This is a genomic window from Bdellovibrio sp. HCB-162, assembly GCF_047344985.1.
GTDB lineage: Bacteria > Bdellovibrionota > Bdellovibrionia > Bdellovibrionales > Bdellovibrionaceae > Bdellovibrio.
Window position 1 is genome coordinate 2,475,945 of the sequence record NZ_CP178861.1, and the last position, 13,740, is coordinate 2,489,684.

Here is a 13,740-nt window from a genome sequence, read left to right on the forward strand (position 1 = left end):
TGCCTGTCTCATATTGAGATTGACGCCTCTAGGGGACGGACTTACTTTTGGTAGTGCAACTGCGCTACGGCATTTGGAGGTTTCATGAAGAAGTTATTGCTCTTAGCTTTATTGCTCACGGCTTGTGCGCAAACTCCCAAAGTTTCTGAATCAACACCTGTGCAACCCCATGGCGTTGATACTTACGTTTCTTCTTTGCCTGCCCGTGGAATTGATTATTCAAAGACGCTCACGAAGATCGCTTTTGGTTCCTGCGCGAATCAAGATAAGCCAGAGCCTCTTTGGAAAGATATTGGTGCTGCAGATCCGGATTTATTTTTGTTCATGGGTGACAACGTGTATGCGAGCAGCCCTTCCCAACAACCTATCGCGGAACAATACCGCAAGCTTGATTTGATTCCTGAATACCGCGCGGTTCGCGAAAAAGTTCCTTTTATGGCGACATGGGATGATCATGATTTCGGTTTACGCGATGGCGGAGCTGATTGGACAGGTAAAGACAGCGCTCGCAAAGACTTTATGAACTATTGGACTTACGTGAGAAACTCCATTCCGTTAGAGCAAGGTGGCGTTTACCATTCAAAAATCATCGGTCCTAAAAAGAAATCCGTGCAAGTGATCATGCTCGACACTCGCTACTATCGCAGTCCCTTGAAAGAACGTCCCGGCATGGAAGGAAAAGCCATGGACTATGTTCCGTCTGAAGACGGCACGATGTTGGGAAAAGCCCAATGGGAATGGTTGGAAGCGCAACTAAAACGCCCCGCGGACGTGCGTTTTATCGTGAGCAGCATCCAGCTTGTTGCGAACGATCCTAAGTTTGAAAAATGGGGCAACTTCCCGAATGAACGTCAGCGCTTTTTTGATCTTCTTAAAAAAACGCGCGCAAAGAACGTGATTGTCTTAAGTGGCGATCGTCATCTGGCGACCATTGCGAAAGTGGATATTCAGTCTTATGGTCCGTTGTACGACATCACTTCAAGCTCGATCAATAAAGGCAACAACTACAACGATGCTGATAGCCACTACATCGGACCGATCTACAATAAAGAAAACTTTGGCCTAGCGACAATTGATTGGGCGAAGAAAAAAGTTTTGGTTGAGATTCGCGGCTTCAACAACGAAGTCGCGAACTCCGTGGAAATAAAACTAAGATAATTTTTTGCTGACAGCGAGATCTGTGGAGTAAGCGCCACCTCCACGGACGACCAAAGCCAAAGCAATGGCAATCGCTAAAAGGTGAAACTCCCAGCCCTCACCTTTTTGATTGCCAAACCAATTCATAAAAAAACCGTTCTGCACGTGGGACGTAAGAGCCACCGCCATAACCGTTCCAACAAGAATCGCGGCCCAGCGAGTTCCAAGTCCCAAAATCAGAGCCAATCCTCCTGCAAACTCAGCAGCGATTGCCAAAAATGCCAAAGGTGCTGGAATTCCCATCGTTTCCGTAAAAAACTGCATCGTGCCTGTGTAGCCATAACCGCCAAAGGCACCAAAAGTTTTTTGCAATCCGTGAGGAAGAATCATGACTCCGAGAGCCACTCTTAAAAAAAATTCAGTATAACTTTTGTCTGTCGCCAACGTTTTTAAAATCAGTGATTTCATATTTACATCCTTTATTACAAGTTATTTTACAAGATGGTTTCCGGCCTTCACCCAGCCTTCTTTACCCTGCTCAAAGGCATATACTTTTTGATATCCCAAAGAGTTCAAGCGCAAAGCCAGCTTCATAGAGTTAGGACATTTGGGACCACTGCAATAAGTGACAATCTCCGTGTTTGGATTTGGCAGGAATGAACGAATCTCTTCGTCTGTGACTTCCAAAGGCAGATTCTGAGCATTTGGCAAATGGCCTTGATTAAAATACTGCGACGGTAATGCCTCAACCAAAGTGAGTGTTTTATTTTGAGAGATCTTTTGCTTCAATTCTTGAACATCAATCGTATTGGCCATTAGGCCTCCTTTTTTTAAATTAGTTGCACGTGCAAATATCTAGAGAATACCAGATTTAGTTGCATGTGCAACTATTTTATGGCATGCTATAACCATGGATGATAAAAACTCTGCAAATCAGCTAAAAGCTTGGGAAATGTTAATTTGGCGCCATTCTCTTGTTTTGAGAAAGATCGAAAAAGATCTGGAACAAAGAAAAGGGGTCCTTCCCCTTCATTGGTACGATGTTCTTTTAGTTTTATATCGTTCCCCGGAACGACGATTGCGGCTCAGTGAAATTGCCGATCGCATTGTAACCAGCCGAAGCGCTTTAACAAGATCTGTAGAAAAACTCGGGCAGGAAGGTCTTCTAACAAAAGAAGTGTGTGCTGAAGATAAACGAGGCCAATATGCGCACATCACACCGGCGGGAAAAAAAGCGCTGAAAGAAACCTGGGTCTATTATAAAGCCGCCATCGAAGAACATTTTGGCCAGTATTTTACAAATAGCGAGGCCAAAGAGTTTCAAAGACTTTTAGAGAAATTGCCTTCTTAGATTAAAAATTCTGATCAAGCTAGTCCGGTCTGCGGTCCGACATCCCTCAGTGTCTCAATTTAAAACATACTAATAAGTCTCTGACGTTTGCATAGAGAAACGCCAAAGGAGATATAGAGATGTTTGATACTTTAATGTATGCTAAGAGATTAGAAGCCGCTGGAATGACCAGAGAACAGGCTGAAGCGCAAGTAAACGTTATCGCGGAGATGGTTGTGGACGGTGTTGCAACAAAGCAAGATATCGCATTACTCAAACAAGATATCGCCTTGCAGAAGGCCGAAATGGGAAAAGAGTTCGCCGAGATGAGGACCGAGTTCGCAAATGTATACTCAGAATTCTCAAAAATCCGCTCTGAAATTCATAGTGAGAGTAATAAGAACTTAAAAATAATGGGCAGCATGTTCATCGCTAGTACGACAATCACTATAGGAGTGCTGGGTCTATTGCTTAAATAGGCCTTAGAAAATGCTTCGAGTTATCTTGTTTAACGAAAGCTGGTATAACCATTAACCAGACCATGCTTCGTTAAAACAATCTGCCACAATTGCGTTCTGCGCGCTCGGAATGTGCCTGCGCAGCTTAAAAGATAATACTTCCATTTGCGATAGAACGTTTTATCAAACTTGTCTTGCAACTTGGACCAGCCGTGTTCGAAGTTTTCAAACCAGCTCAGTAACGTCTTATCATAGTCAGGACCGAAGTTATGCCAATCCTCCATAACAAAAAGTCCCTCAATCGCAGTAGCGACATGTGAAATAGAGGGAATCATGGAGTTTGGAAAAATGTATTTCTCTATCCATGGATCTGTTCCGGCTCCCGAAACTTCACTGTTTCCGATTGTATGTAAAAGAAAAATTCCGTCGTCTGTCAGACACTCCGCCGCTTTCTTAAAAAACGTCAGGTAGTTCTTTTTCCCAACATGTTCAAACATACCAATAGAAACGATGCGATCAAACTGGCCGACCGTTTCGCGGTAGTCTTCCAAACGAATATCTATGTCAAAACCTCGGCAATTTTTCTTGGCTTCACTCGCCTGCTCTTTTGAAACTGTGACACCCACACCTTTAATTCCATAATTTTCAGCAGCGTATTTTAAGAAGCCACCCCAACCGCATCCGATATCAAGAACTCGCATGCCGGGTTCAAGATAAAGTTTGTCACAGATGAGTTGCAGCTTGTTTTCCTGCGCTTCATCGAGACTTAAGGCATCTCGCCAATAACCACAGGTGTAGATCATTCTTTTATCCAACATCACACGATATAAATCATCGCCGATATCGTAATGAAATTGTCCGATTTTGTAGGGGTCATTTCTGCCCAAGGTAAGAACTTTGGATTTCAATGATTGCAGTGCCAGAGTTGCAGGATTCACGGCTTCATCTAAACGCGCGCGCAAAAGAAGAAAGAAAAATTGACTGAGATCCTCGCAATCCCACCAGCCTTCCATATAGGACTCACCCAGTCCCAACGAGCCTTGAGCCAGAACCCGGTTATAAAACTTTGTGTTGTGCACTTTAATATCCGAGGCCCTAGGTCCATTGACGGTAATGCCAGCGCGATAAAAAATATTCGTAACAAACTCTTGGGCACTGCTTAGTGACAATGTTTCTGTATTCACGGGTTCTTCCTTTGCAGTTTAGAACCCTATTTTTTCTAGGCCGCGTGGTTATTCAATTTTCATTGAGGTAATCTGTGAAGTCGCAAAATCCACAGCGACAAAGTCATTTTATTTATCTGAACGACTCCAATCGATATTTTGCGGCTCGTTTTTTTGTTCAGGCAGACTGCCGTTAAACAAGGTTCTGGTCCAAAGGACGACTTCGTCCACGGCAGAGTCCAAATGAGTTTCATCGATAACTATAGATGGAATTTCTAAATCTCTTGTGACATTTTGAGAATCATCAAACGGCCCCTGCAACATGATAAGGCCTTTGCAGTAATTCGTTTCCCTGCAAACTTGAGCCATATATTCTGCGCCGACGCTGACTCCGACGCCGACGATTTTTTCGCTGTCTACCGCCGCATGTTCAATTAAAAACCGCAAGGCGGCCTTAATATCCTCTAGTCGCTTAGAGGGAGATTCCCATGGCTGAGCAGCACCCTCATCGTCACCGTAAAAACTGTGATCCATCACGAGACACACAAATCCCTGCAGGGAAACTTCGCGTGCTATCAACTCTGCAATTTGGTTGGTTGCGCCTGTCATGGAGCCTTCAAACAAAAGGCCAGGAACGACACCTTGACTGCTTTCTGGTAAAAAAAGAAGTCCTTCAAGCATGCGTCCTTGCGACGTAAAGGTGACGGTGATTTTCATAACTGAACCTCCCGCCCCTCTATGATAGATTTGCTTTCGATTTAGACGGAGATATTTCCCAAACCTTTGTGATTTTACAAAGAAATTTCCCCCAAAAAATTTTCAGACGTCGCCTTGACAAATTTCAGGCGCATCCCAGTTTTTTATTAGAAAATATAAAAGCGTATAAACGCTTTCATTTAACGGGGCATTAAATGAGAGGAGCTTATGGGTTTTTGTAATTCCAGAATGAATATTCCGCCGCCATCTGAGGCATAAATCTTATCTTAAAAATATCACAGTCTACGACAATAACTCGAATGAGGAGGCAACTTATGACACTCACGGGGTGGCGTAATCTGCTCCATAAGTTCATTGTTGTTATTGGATTTATGGCGCTTATTGCGGTGATAACTGAAACAACATAACCAACGGTGGCCTGCCGGGCTCCCGGCAGGCGCCGAAAACGCAACAGTTCCCCTTGCCGGGTTCCCGGCAGCCCCCTTTTCAAATGCTCTATATTGCAGCTGCGATCCTAAAAAGTTGGTATCACCATTGCTTTTAGAGGAAGGCATTAACAATCCTTTGAAAGGGAATACAAATGAAATCACTTACTAAAAAAATCGTTCAAACTTTAGCTTTCGCACTTCTTGCTTTACCAGCGATGGGTCACGCTTCAATGCGCATCGATAACAACACTCAGCATATTGTCAAATTTGCGATCTACCAGGGGGATGTGATCATCTCTAAATGTTTCGGTATGCTGCCGGATCAATTCTTTATTACTCAAGACGATCCAATGTTAACCGTGTCGGCAACCACTATTATCCGCGGTAACACGTATGTATCACAAAGCGTCGGCATCGAGACCGACAGATCTGCCGATTACGATGCGGTTATCCACGCAGGGACAAGACAACAGCAGTTCACTCTCGAGCAACGTGATGGCTCTACTGTGGGCGCTCTAAATATAAGCAATACTTTATCCGAAGAAACACAGTTCACATTTCAATCTAATGGTCAGACGGTACAAAGCATTGTTGTCCCCGCCAACTCACAAAAAACACTTTCATTAGCAAGACAGTATAAAATTGTTGTAGTGGTCGACGGTGTGACTTTGGATCCCGTGGTTACTACAAATCCGAATGCGAACTTCAGAGTGATTTCAACCGTTGACCGCGATGGCAATGAAGGTTTCGAAGTGCAGTACTAAAAGGTTACTTACTTTCTTTACTGTCCACGTTTTGAAGATGTTCTAAATAAAAATCAATATGGCGGTTCGCCTCTTCGACAGAACTAATTTTATTGAAGACCTTTAAAAGAGCCTCGTTATCCGGGCTCTTTTTTAGTGCTAATCCGTATTCTGTCATAGTGATGAACTTGGGATTGATCTGCAGAGTTCCTTGAAAAGATTGCAACTTCGGTTCAACCAACATCTGGTACTTGAAAACAGTTGCATCCATCGTGATGAAATCGACCCGTTTATTGGCGAGCTTCAATAAATTATTCAGGTCACTCGATGCATTCTCGACATTGAGTTTATGTTTCTCAGCTAATTCTTTAATTCCAGGGCGAAGCTCCACTCCTATCACATTACCCATAGTGAGCTTGCTCAAATCTTCGATCTTATGCCAGACAATGGGATTCTGTTTTCTTTCAACGACGACCCAATTGGCCCGATATATGGGTTTGGAATAAAGAAAATCCGGCATGTCCTTCGCCGCATATGGAAATAAACCATTCACGCTCTCGTCTGTACGCGCGATCGTTTTGGCTCGCTCCCACGGAGCAAAGCGAACCTCAAGCGCGTAACCGGCCTTTTTTAGGAGTTCACGAAGAGCGTAAATACCAGCTCCTTGCTCTTTCATGCTCTCAGACAGAAACGGAGGAGATTCCGTGGACATCAATACTAATTTTTTGGACTTTGTTTTGGCGGTCAGCGAGAGCGGGAGAGATAGAACTCCGAATAGAACAAAGCTGCTTAGAATTCTTCTTAAAAGCAAAATGTGCATTCTGTCATTACGTTAACCGCAATTGAAAAATATTGGTATAGGTTTCGACTTGCATTCGTATTAAACAGAACGATTTCTGGGCTTATACAAAATTGGCTATTTCCTACCAGTGGGCTGCTCCACACCAAACGGACACGTTGACTGCAGAATTTCGCGAACATTTTTTTGAAACCTTTTTATTAAGGCAATTCGTTCGTCCAATGCATCAAGTTTTTTGTTCAGCTCAGAACGGATCTTATCTTTTGTCAAAGCTCCCTGCTGGAGAGCCCTTGCTAGAGATTGAATTTCTTTAAGGGTGAATCCTAAATCTTTCGCCTGTAATACCAAAAGAAGAAGTTCTTCTGATTCAGGAGGGAAATCCCGGTAATTAGAGTCGCCTCTTTTGGCCCGAATGATTCCCAGTGTTTCATAATAGCGCACTTTAGAGACGGACAATCCCACTTTTTTTGCTAATTCGCCAATTTTCATAATTTTCCTCTTGAGTCTAAAGTATACATTAAGGTTTAGAGTAAAAGTATGAAATCAAAAAGATATAAAAAAATAGTACAAGCCAGCGCACTCTATGACTTAATCGTGTCAGCCCCATTTGCAACTCCCTGGACGTTCAAATGGCTGCATCATGGATTAGGATATTTAGTCACGCTTCCAGAGTATCAACCTATGCATATGTTGTTTGCTAACCTAATGGGAAGTGTCGTCGTCGTTTGGTCGACGTTGCGTCTTCGTCAATATAACGAAATTTTTGGTTTATATGATGGAATTGCCCGCATCTTATTTTTTACGTGGCAAATGTATTATTTTATAGGATTTCAAGCTCCTTGGATCGTCGGAGTTTTTGCGATATTTGAAGTTACTTTTGGAGTTTTGCAGTTGGGCTTTAGAAAAAATCTTCAACGAACTTAAACAGATCAAAAAAACCATGTCTCATTCTGAGACATGGTACTAACCGTGCATTTTATTTTTTCGATGACTAAAAATAAACCAATGCACTTATACAAGCTTTTGCTGTCGATATTTTTTTCCATTGTCACTTTTAATTGTTATGCTCGCGCCAACGAGAGCCATCCACTGGCATTAATGTACAACGGTCCCGGTGTTTGCGAGGGCTGCGCAGAATCTTTAGCAGTGCTTGTCAGTAAAGCTGGCTACCATGTTCGCTATGTAAGGCCTGACGACTTAACCGAAGAAAATTTTAATCAGGCCGCTTTATTTGTTCATCCCGGCGGATCAGATCGCATGGAAGATACACTTGAAGCAATGTCACCAAAATCCATTCAAAGAATTCGTAAATTTGTTTTTAACGGCGGTCGCTACTTAGGCGTTTGCGCCGGAGGTTACCTAGCCGGAACATGGACTGACGACAGTCATCAAACAAACTCTTTCGGCCTTATTCCTGGAAATGTCAGCGAAGAAGATGAAAACAGTGACCCACAGCTAAAATCAGTTGTCTGGAAAAATAGATTAGTACACGTGTATTACCAAGCTGGTCCTTATTTTAATATTGATAAAATTCCTGATGCTGATGTTTGGGCCTATTATAAAAAATCACATCACGTAGCCGCTTTCATGGCTTCCTTCGGAAAAGGTCACATAGGATTGATCGGTCCACACCCCGAAGCGGATCAGGAATGGTTAGATGATGACGACCTCAAATCACCGGATGGAGTGCATCTGGGGTTAGGAATTCAATTTATTCGTGCTTTACAAAATAGATAATTACTTAAGTCTTAATTCGGATCCAGCAAACTCAAATTAATCATAAAGTTGCGCGCAATACGCATGGCGCGCTCTTTGGCTTCACTGGCTTTTAGACCGATGAAATGTTCATCTACAGTTTCTGTGAACAAACGAAGCCAACGTTCGAAGTGACCGAATTGCAAATTGAGTTTCATGTGTGGAGGAAAGGGGCGACCGCGATAAGTGTCGTCACCTAATAATAAATCCGACCAGAAATTATATAATTTTGGAAGATGCTCATCCCAATCCACTTTCGCAACGTCGTTGAAAATCGGACCGATCAAAGTATCTTTGCGAACTTTGGTGTAAAAGCTATCCACGAGTAACTGAATGTCTTCTCTAGTTTCAATCGGTTTCCGTTTTTCCATTTTAAAAATCCTTATTTATCGCGCCGCAATTCAAAAAGGTACGGCGTACCTCTTAAGCGATCGGCAGTACATCCAAATCTTTTGGGCGAATCTTGCGCAGTTCCTCGGGGATTGATTTTAGAATCGCTTCTCCTAGGCTTTCGATCAACTCGCTTTTGTAGTGTTCGCGGCGATAGACCAAACCGATTTCCCGTGCGGGAATCGGGCGCTCAAATTGCACGACCTGACTATGCTCCCCGATTTGTTCCGTGGCAAGATGTGGAAGCAAAGTGTACCCCCCGTAGAGATCTACGAGATTCTTGAGTGTTTCTAAGCTTCCGCTTTCAAATTTGTATTTACGATGAACGCCGCTTTTATTTTTCTTAATTGAACAAAGGTCCAAGACTTGATTTCTCAAGCAGTGACCTTCTTCTAAGAGCCACACGTCTTCCATACGAAGACTTTGATATTTCACCTTTTTAGATTGTGCATATTCATGATTTTTTTCGCACAAGACATAGAAAGGTTCGTAATAAAGAGGAAATTCAAACATCTTCGCGACTTGCGTTGGAGTCGCCAAAATCCCGACATCGATTTCATCGTCATCCAGAGCTTTTAAAATTTGATCTGTTTGCAACTCTTTGATGTTGAGTTCTACTTCAGGAAAAAGCTCTTCACACATCGGAAGAAGACGCGGCAACAAATACGGCGCCACTGTCGGGATCACTCCGACAACGAGCGAGCCTTGTTTCGCGCCTTTTTTCTCTTGCTGGATCAGATTCTCAATTTTTCTGGCCTCAAAAAGGACCGTCTGCATTTGAGATATCAACTTTTTTCCCATGTGTGTCAGAAGGATCGGTTTTTTAGAGCGGTCAAAAATCACCACACCTAAGTCCTCTTCCAACTTCTGAATTTGCATGCTTAAAGTCGGTTGCGTCACAAAACAGGCCTCTGCCGCCTTCGCAAAATGCCCATATTTATGGACAGCCATGACATATTCGAGCTGCGTCAAAGAAAAGTTCACTTTTGGGACCATAAAATGCTCCTGTCTTAAGCAATTTTATCTTAATAGACAAAATCTATCAATCCATATTTATAATCGATTTCATTAAAAAAGGTTGATCCCCTACTATGAAAGACGAAAGATGTCCTCTGGTAACGAAGGCTACTAGAGGCCCTCACTTTTTTTAACCACGACTCCGGCGAAATCGGAGTGCAACCATCTAAGGAGAAAACATGCAAACTCTTATCAACACGAAAGTGCCTGACTTTAAAGTTCAAGCTTTCCACCACGGTGATTTCAAAACTGTGACTCAAAACGATCTTAAAGGTAAATGGGCGATCTTCTTCTTCTACCCAGCTGACTTCACATTCGTTTGCCCAACTGAATTGGGTGACATGGCTGACAAATATGCTGATTTCCAAAAATTGGGCGTAGAAGTTTACGGTGTTTCTACAGACACTCACTTCACTCACAAAGCATGGCATGACGCTTCTGAGACAATCAAAAAGATCAAGTATCCAATGCTTGCAGACCCTACATTCCAATTGACTCGCGCATTCGGCGTGCACATTGAAGAAGAAGGTCTTGCTTACCGCGGTACTTTCTTGGTGAACCCAGAAGGTAAAATCGTATTGGCTGAAGTTCAAGACAACGGTATCGGCCGTAACGCTGATGAGTTGTACCGCAAAACTCAAGCAGCTCAATACATCGCTGCAAACCCAGGCGAAGTTTGCCCTGCTAAATGGACTCCAGGCAAAGCAACTTTGAAACCTGGTTTGGACCTTGTTGGTAAAATCTAATCCACGGGCCGATATTTGAGGCTGGTCAAAAAGATCCAGCCGCAAGGCGGAGGGTCTTATCCGCAACGCAGGCGTACTCCATGTACGTCGGAGTGAAGGATAAGGCCCGACAACGCAGTCGGATGGGTCTTTTTCACCTGCCGAACAGGAGGCTGTTATGTCACTCGATTCCCAAATTAAAGAACAACTTACTTCCGTATTCGGAAAACTTGAAAACACCGTAGAACTTATCTATGAAAACAGCTCGCATGAAGATCAAAAAGATTTGGTCGAAATGCTTGAGGATGTGGCTAGCACTTCTTCTAAAATCGTTGTCAGCAAAAATGCCGCTGGCAATTCGCCTATGCCTCAATTTCACATTGCCTACAAAGGCAAACCTACAGGAATTATTTTTAAAGGAATTCCTGGCGGACATGAATTTACTTCTTTGATCCTTGCTATCTTAAACACAGACGGCAAAGGAAAAGTCCTTGATGAAGTGATCGCCGATCGCGTGCGACGCTTAAAGAAAAACATCACCGTGCAGTCATATATTTCTCTGACTTGTGAAAACTGTCCTGATGTTGTGCAAGCTTTGAATCAGTTTGCTTTAGTTCACGGAAGCCTTCGTCATGAAATTATTGACGGCGGTTATGTGCAAGACGACGTGAAAGCTCTTGGTATCCAAGGTGTTCCCTCTTTGGTAGCCAATGCAAAAATGTTTCACTCAGGTCGTATTTCACTTTTAGATTTATTAGCAAAACTTGAAACCACATTCGGTGTGGATGAGACAGCAGCTCCGGCTGAGCCTGTAAATAAAAACCTTGGTCACTTTGAAGTGCTTGTTGTTGGTGGCGGCCCAGCAGGCGCCTCGGCTGCGATCTACAGCGTGCGCAAAGGTTTAAGCACAGCCATGATCACTGAGAAAATCGGCGGTCAGGTGCAAGAAACCAAAGGTATCGAAAACTTGATCTCTGTGACTTACACGGAAGGACCTCAGTTGGCAGCGCAACTCAACCAACACGTGGCCAGTTATCCAATCAAAGTTTTTGAAAATCGCCGTGTTAAAAAGATCCGCACCGAAGGTGGACTTAAAGCGATTGAACTTGAAAGTGGTGAACACCTCACGGCGGATTCGATCATCGTCACAACCGGCGCTAAATGGCGTGAACTCGGTGTTGAAGGTGAAAAAGAATATTTGGGCCGTGGTGTCGCTTACTGCCCTCACTGTGATGGACCTTTCTATAAAGGTAAAAAAGTGGCTGTGATCGGCGGAGGAAACTCTGGCGTTGAAGCGGCTATTGACCTTGCGGGGATCGTGCGTGAAGTGGTTGTGTTTGAATACAACGATCAACTCAAAGCCGATCAAATCTTGGTTGATAAACTGAAATCATTGCCAAATGTTTCTATCATCACCAGTGCAAAAACGGAAAAGATCACTGGCGATGGAAGCAAAGTGACTCAGCTTGAATACGTGGATCTTTCTATTAACAAACCAGAGAAAATCGATCTTGATGGTATCTTTGTTCAAATCGGTCTTGTTCCCAACAGTCAGTTTTTAAAAGACACAGTGGAACTTACAAAATTTGGCGAAATCGTCGTCGATGAAAAAGGTCGCACATCCATGCCAGGCATTTACGCTGCCGGAGACGTCACAACGACTCCTTATAAGCAAATCGTGATTGCCATGGGCGAAGGTGCGAAGGCTGCTCTCGCTTCTTTTGAAGATCGTATGTACAAACACTAGCTCTTGCGCGTCTCTCGGATTTTTTTCGCCATAAAAGCGAAGGATCGCGAAAGCCTGCCGATTTCATCTTTACGTTCAACGGGCAAGACGATTTCGTCTTCGCCCTTTGCAATGCTTTCAGTGGCCCGGATGAACTGTTCTAGCGGTTCAGCCACCTTCCTTCTGAAAATCAAATATAAAAGCGCAATATCCAAAAGCAAAGAGCCTATGCCGACAAGAATAATGAAAATCGCCGCACTATTCGCCGTTTGTCGAATCAACGACTTCGGAGAAACAGTAACAAAGTACCAATCCGTTTCAGGTATGTAACTGACGGCCAAAAACTGGTCGTACTCACCCTGGTTGATGATTTTTTCCGCCGTATTTTCACGAAAACTTCTTTTTATCTCGTTAAAAATATCCACGAGTTGCGGGTCTTGGGCGTTGTCGACGGAAAGAAGCCCTTTCGCCGCGACAATACGGTCCATTTTCTGAGGATGCGCGATCAAACGCCCGTTACCACTGATGAGGATATTATAAGTTCCCGGAAGGCCCTCGTTCGTGGTTCGGCTGATCAAGTCATCAATCATCACATCATGTCCGATAACTCCGGCAAAAAATCCGCGACTGTCATCAAAGGGCGTGCTTGCTGAAACCATCCACTTTCTGATTGCGTCGTCAAAGTAAACTCCTGACCACTGCGTTTTGCGTTCAGGATTGTTTTGTTTCTTTCCAATTTGATAAAGTTCGTAACTTGAATAATCAAAGTTAGCAGGCGTACCTGCGCTCCAATCTGGAAACTCGGGCCAATAAACCAGGTTCGCATTTTCTGACAAAGCAATATAAGTATCCGTGAATCTCACATGAAATGCCGGGGCATAACGCAAAAGGATTTTTGAAAATGCGACGACCTTTCTGCGAAACAAAGCGTCGTTATTGGCATTTTTTGCAACCCAGATATCCAGTTCTTTTTTTACACCCGGCTTTGAATGGGGCGAGCGCAAAGCTCCGTCAGGTTCCCTGTGAACCAGAGAACCGAACTCAGCCACCGGATCTTCATTGGATTTTTCTAGTTTTCGGAAGACCTCGATCAGTTCACTTCTGAGAGCATAATGATTGTCGCGGGCGAGCTTAAAGATTTCTCTTTCTCTAAGGGAACGCTCGCGCACGTACTTTTCAAGAGTCGTCAGAGACGTCTTTTCTATTTCGTGGGATAAATGCCAATAAGTGAGTCCTGCCGTAATTCCCACTACAAGAGAAACACGCAAAACAATCGCTGTGAGCGTCGTCGAAGTTAAAGAGTGACGCTGTTCCTTCAGCTTCGTCCAAAAACCCATTTATCCTACCGTGCC

At 43.6% G+C, this 13,740-nt stretch carries 17 protein-coding genes; 8 read left to right on the forward strand and 9 right to left on the reverse strand.

Features of this window, described 5'->3' with window-relative positions; translation table 11 throughout:
* Positions 1–84 precede the first annotated feature (84 nt).
* Positions 85–1,158, forward strand: coding sequence for an alkaline phosphatase D family protein (locus tag ACLSSO_RS12035; protein WP_413942947.1), 1,074 nt, complete (start codon positions 85–87; stop codon positions 1,156–1,158).
* Here the strand turns inward: ACLSSO_RS12035 and ACLSSO_RS12040 are convergent.
* A complete protein-coding gene (locus tag ACLSSO_RS12040; protein WP_413944824.1) occupies positions 1,150–1,596 on the reverse strand; it encodes a DoxX family protein in 447 nt (148 codons plus the stop codon). The genes ACLSSO_RS12035 and ACLSSO_RS12040 overlap by 9 nt on opposite strands.
* A gap of 30 nt (positions 1,597–1,626) precedes the next feature.
* Positions 1,627–1,953, reverse strand: a complete 327-nt coding sequence (locus ACLSSO_RS12045; protein ID WP_413942948.1) for a rhodanese-like domain-containing protein — start codon at positions 1,951–1,953, stop codon at positions 1,627–1,629.
* Between the two features lie 136 nt (positions 1,954–2,089).
* Between ACLSSO_RS12045 and ACLSSO_RS12050 the strand changes: the two genes are divergently transcribed.
* Both ACLSSO_RS12050 and ACLSSO_RS12055 read left to right on the forward strand, forming a co-directional pair.
* Positions 2,090–2,488 (forward strand): MarR family winged helix-turn-helix transcriptional regulator, encoded by a 399-nt coding sequence (locus ACLSSO_RS12050; protein ID WP_413942949.1) that lies wholly within the window; start codon positions 2,090–2,092, stop codon positions 2,486–2,488.
* 119 nt (positions 2,489–2,607) lie between these two features.
* Positions 2,608–2,946, forward strand: a complete 339-nt coding sequence (locus ACLSSO_RS12055) for a coiled-coil domain-containing protein (RefSeq protein ID WP_413942950.1) — start codon at positions 2,608–2,610, stop codon at positions 2,944–2,946.
* Positions 2,947–2,975: 29 nt separating this feature from the next.
* Here the strand turns inward: ACLSSO_RS12055 and cfa are convergent, their stop codons facing one another.
* Both cfa and ACLSSO_RS12065 read right to left on the reverse strand, forming a co-directional pair.
* Complete coding sequence (gene cfa, locus ACLSSO_RS12060; RefSeq protein ID WP_413942951.1) at positions 2,976–4,109, reverse strand: cyclopropane fatty acyl phospholipid synthase; 1,134 nt, start codon at positions 4,107–4,109, stop codon at positions 2,976–2,978.
* A gap of 108 nt (positions 4,110–4,217) precedes the next feature.
* Positions 4,218–4,805: an alpha/beta hydrolase gene (locus ACLSSO_RS12065; RefSeq protein WP_413942952.1), complete on the reverse strand. Its 588-nt coding sequence runs from the start codon at positions 4,803–4,805 to the stop codon at positions 4,218–4,220.
* 580 nt (positions 4,806–5,385) lie between these two features.
* Here ACLSSO_RS12065 and ACLSSO_RS12070 point away from each other — a divergent pair.
* Positions 5,386–5,997, forward strand: coding sequence for a hypothetical protein (locus ACLSSO_RS12070; protein ID WP_413942953.1), 612 nt, complete (start codon positions 5,386–5,388; stop codon positions 5,995–5,997).
* Between the two features lie 4 nt (positions 5,998–6,001).
* On the opposite strand, the gene ACLSSO_RS12075 is transcribed toward ACLSSO_RS12070, so the two are convergent.
* Positions 6,002–6,652 (reverse strand): substrate-binding periplasmic protein, encoded by a 651-nt coding sequence (locus ACLSSO_RS12075; RefSeq protein ID WP_413942954.1) that lies wholly within the window; start codon positions 6,650–6,652, stop codon positions 6,002–6,004.
* A 240-nt stretch (positions 6,653–6,892) separates the two neighbouring features.
* Positions 6,893–7,264, reverse strand: a complete 372-nt coding sequence (locus ACLSSO_RS12080; RefSeq protein ID WP_413942955.1) for a MerR family transcriptional regulator — start codon at positions 7,262–7,264, stop codon at positions 6,893–6,895.
* Between the two features lie 48 nt (positions 7,265–7,312).
* On the opposite strand from ACLSSO_RS12080, the gene ACLSSO_RS12085 reads away from it, so the two are divergent.
* Positions 7,313–7,699 carry a hypothetical protein gene (locus ACLSSO_RS12085; protein ID WP_413942956.1) on the forward strand — a complete coding sequence of 129 codons (387 nt, stop codon included), beginning with the start codon at positions 7,313–7,315 and terminating at the stop codon, positions 7,697–7,699.
* 33 nt (positions 7,700–7,732) lie between these two features.
* Positions 7,733–8,512: a BPL-N domain-containing protein gene (locus ACLSSO_RS12090; protein ID WP_413942957.1), complete on the forward strand. Its 780-nt coding sequence runs from the start codon at positions 7,733–7,735 to the stop codon at positions 8,510–8,512.
* Positions 8,513–8,523: 11 nt separating this feature from the next.
* On the opposite strand, the gene ACLSSO_RS12095 is transcribed toward ACLSSO_RS12090, so the two are convergent.
* Together ACLSSO_RS12095 and ACLSSO_RS12100 are read right to left on the reverse strand one after the other, a co-directional pair.
* The gene (locus ACLSSO_RS12095; RefSeq protein ID WP_295899909.1) at positions 8,524–8,901 is read right to left on the reverse strand and encodes a group III truncated hemoglobin; all 378 of its coding nucleotides are present in this window, start codon (positions 8,899–8,901) and stop codon (positions 8,524–8,526) included.
* 52 nt (positions 8,902–8,953) lie between these two features.
* Complete coding sequence (locus ACLSSO_RS12100; RefSeq protein WP_413942958.1) at positions 8,954–9,916, reverse strand: hydrogen peroxide-inducible genes activator; 963 nt, start codon at positions 9,914–9,916, stop codon at positions 8,954–8,956.
* A 200-nt stretch (positions 9,917–10,116) separates the two neighbouring features.
* Between ACLSSO_RS12100 and ahpC the strand changes: the two genes are divergently transcribed.
* Together ahpC and ahpF are read left to right on the forward strand one after the other, a co-directional pair.
* On the forward strand, positions 10,117–10,683 hold the full coding sequence (gene ahpC, locus ACLSSO_RS12105) for an alkyl hydroperoxide reductase subunit C (RefSeq protein WP_340592258.1): 567 nt from the start codon (positions 10,117–10,119) through the stop codon (positions 10,681–10,683).
* Between the two features lie 157 nt (positions 10,684–10,840).
* On the forward strand, positions 10,841–12,409 hold the full coding sequence (ahpF, locus tag ACLSSO_RS12110; protein ID WP_413942959.1) for an alkyl hydroperoxide reductase subunit F: 1,569 nt from the start codon (positions 10,841–10,843) through the stop codon (positions 12,407–12,409).
* Here the strand turns inward: ahpF and ACLSSO_RS12115 are convergent.
* Complete coding sequence (locus tag ACLSSO_RS12115; RefSeq protein ID WP_413942960.1) at positions 12,406–13,725, reverse strand: HAMP domain-containing protein; 1,320 nt, start codon at positions 13,723–13,725, stop codon at positions 12,406–12,408. The genes ahpF and ACLSSO_RS12115 overlap by 4 nt on opposite strands.
* Positions 13,726–13,740: the final 15 nt, after the last annotated feature.

Coding starts and splice junctions, on each gene's coding strand:
- ACLSSO_RS12035 (WP_413942947.1), top strand. CDS start 85: ATGAAGAAGTTATTGCTCTTAGCTTTATTGCTCACGGCTTGTGCGCAA.
- ACLSSO_RS12045 (WP_413942948.1), bottom strand. CDS start 1,953: ATGGCCAATACGATTGATGTTCAAGAATTGAAGCAAAAGATCTCTCAA.
- ACLSSO_RS12050 (WP_413942949.1), top strand. CDS start 2,090: ATGTTAATTTGGCGCCATTCTCTTGTTTTGAGAAAGATCGAAAAAGAT.
- ACLSSO_RS12055 (WP_413942950.1), top strand. CDS start 2,608: ATGTTTGATACTTTAATGTATGCTAAGAGATTAGAAGCCGCTGGAATG.
- ACLSSO_RS12065 (WP_413942952.1), bottom strand. CDS start 4,805: ATGAAAATCACCGTCACCTTTACGTCGCAAGGACGCATGCTTGAAGGA.
- ACLSSO_RS12070 (WP_413942953.1), top strand. CDS start 5,386: ATGAAATCACTTACTAAAAAAATCGTTCAAACTTTAGCTTTCGCACTT.
- ACLSSO_RS12075 (WP_413942954.1), bottom strand. CDS start 6,652: ATGAAAGAGCAAGGAGCTGGTATTTACGCTCTTCGTGAACTCCTAAAA.
- ACLSSO_RS12080 (WP_413942955.1), bottom strand. CDS start 7,264: ATGAAAATTGGCGAATTAGCAAAAAAAGTGGGATTGTCCGTCTCTAAA.
- ACLSSO_RS12085 (WP_413942956.1), top strand. CDS start 7,313: ATGAAATCAAAAAGATATAAAAAAATAGTACAAGCCAGCGCACTCTAT.
- ACLSSO_RS12090 (WP_413942957.1), top strand. CDS start 7,733: ATGGTACTAACCGTGCATTTTATTTTTTCGATGACTAAAAATAAACCA.
- ACLSSO_RS12095 (WP_295899909.1), bottom strand. CDS start 8,901: ATGGAAAAACGGAAACCGATTGAAACTAGAGAAGACATTCAGTTACTC.
- ACLSSO_RS12100 (WP_413942958.1), bottom strand. CDS start 9,916: ATGGTCCCAAAAGTGAACTTTTCTTTGACGCAGCTCGAATATGTCATG.
- ahpC (WP_340592258.1), top strand. CDS start 10,117: ATGCAAACTCTTATCAACACGAAAGTGCCTGACTTTAAAGTTCAAGCT.
- ahpF (WP_413942959.1), top strand. CDS start 10,841: ATGTCACTCGATTCCCAAATTAAAGAACAACTTACTTCCGTATTCGGA.
- ACLSSO_RS12115 (WP_413942960.1), bottom strand. CDS start 13,725: ATGGGTTTTTGGACGAAGCTGAAGGAACAGCGTCACTCTTTAACTTCG.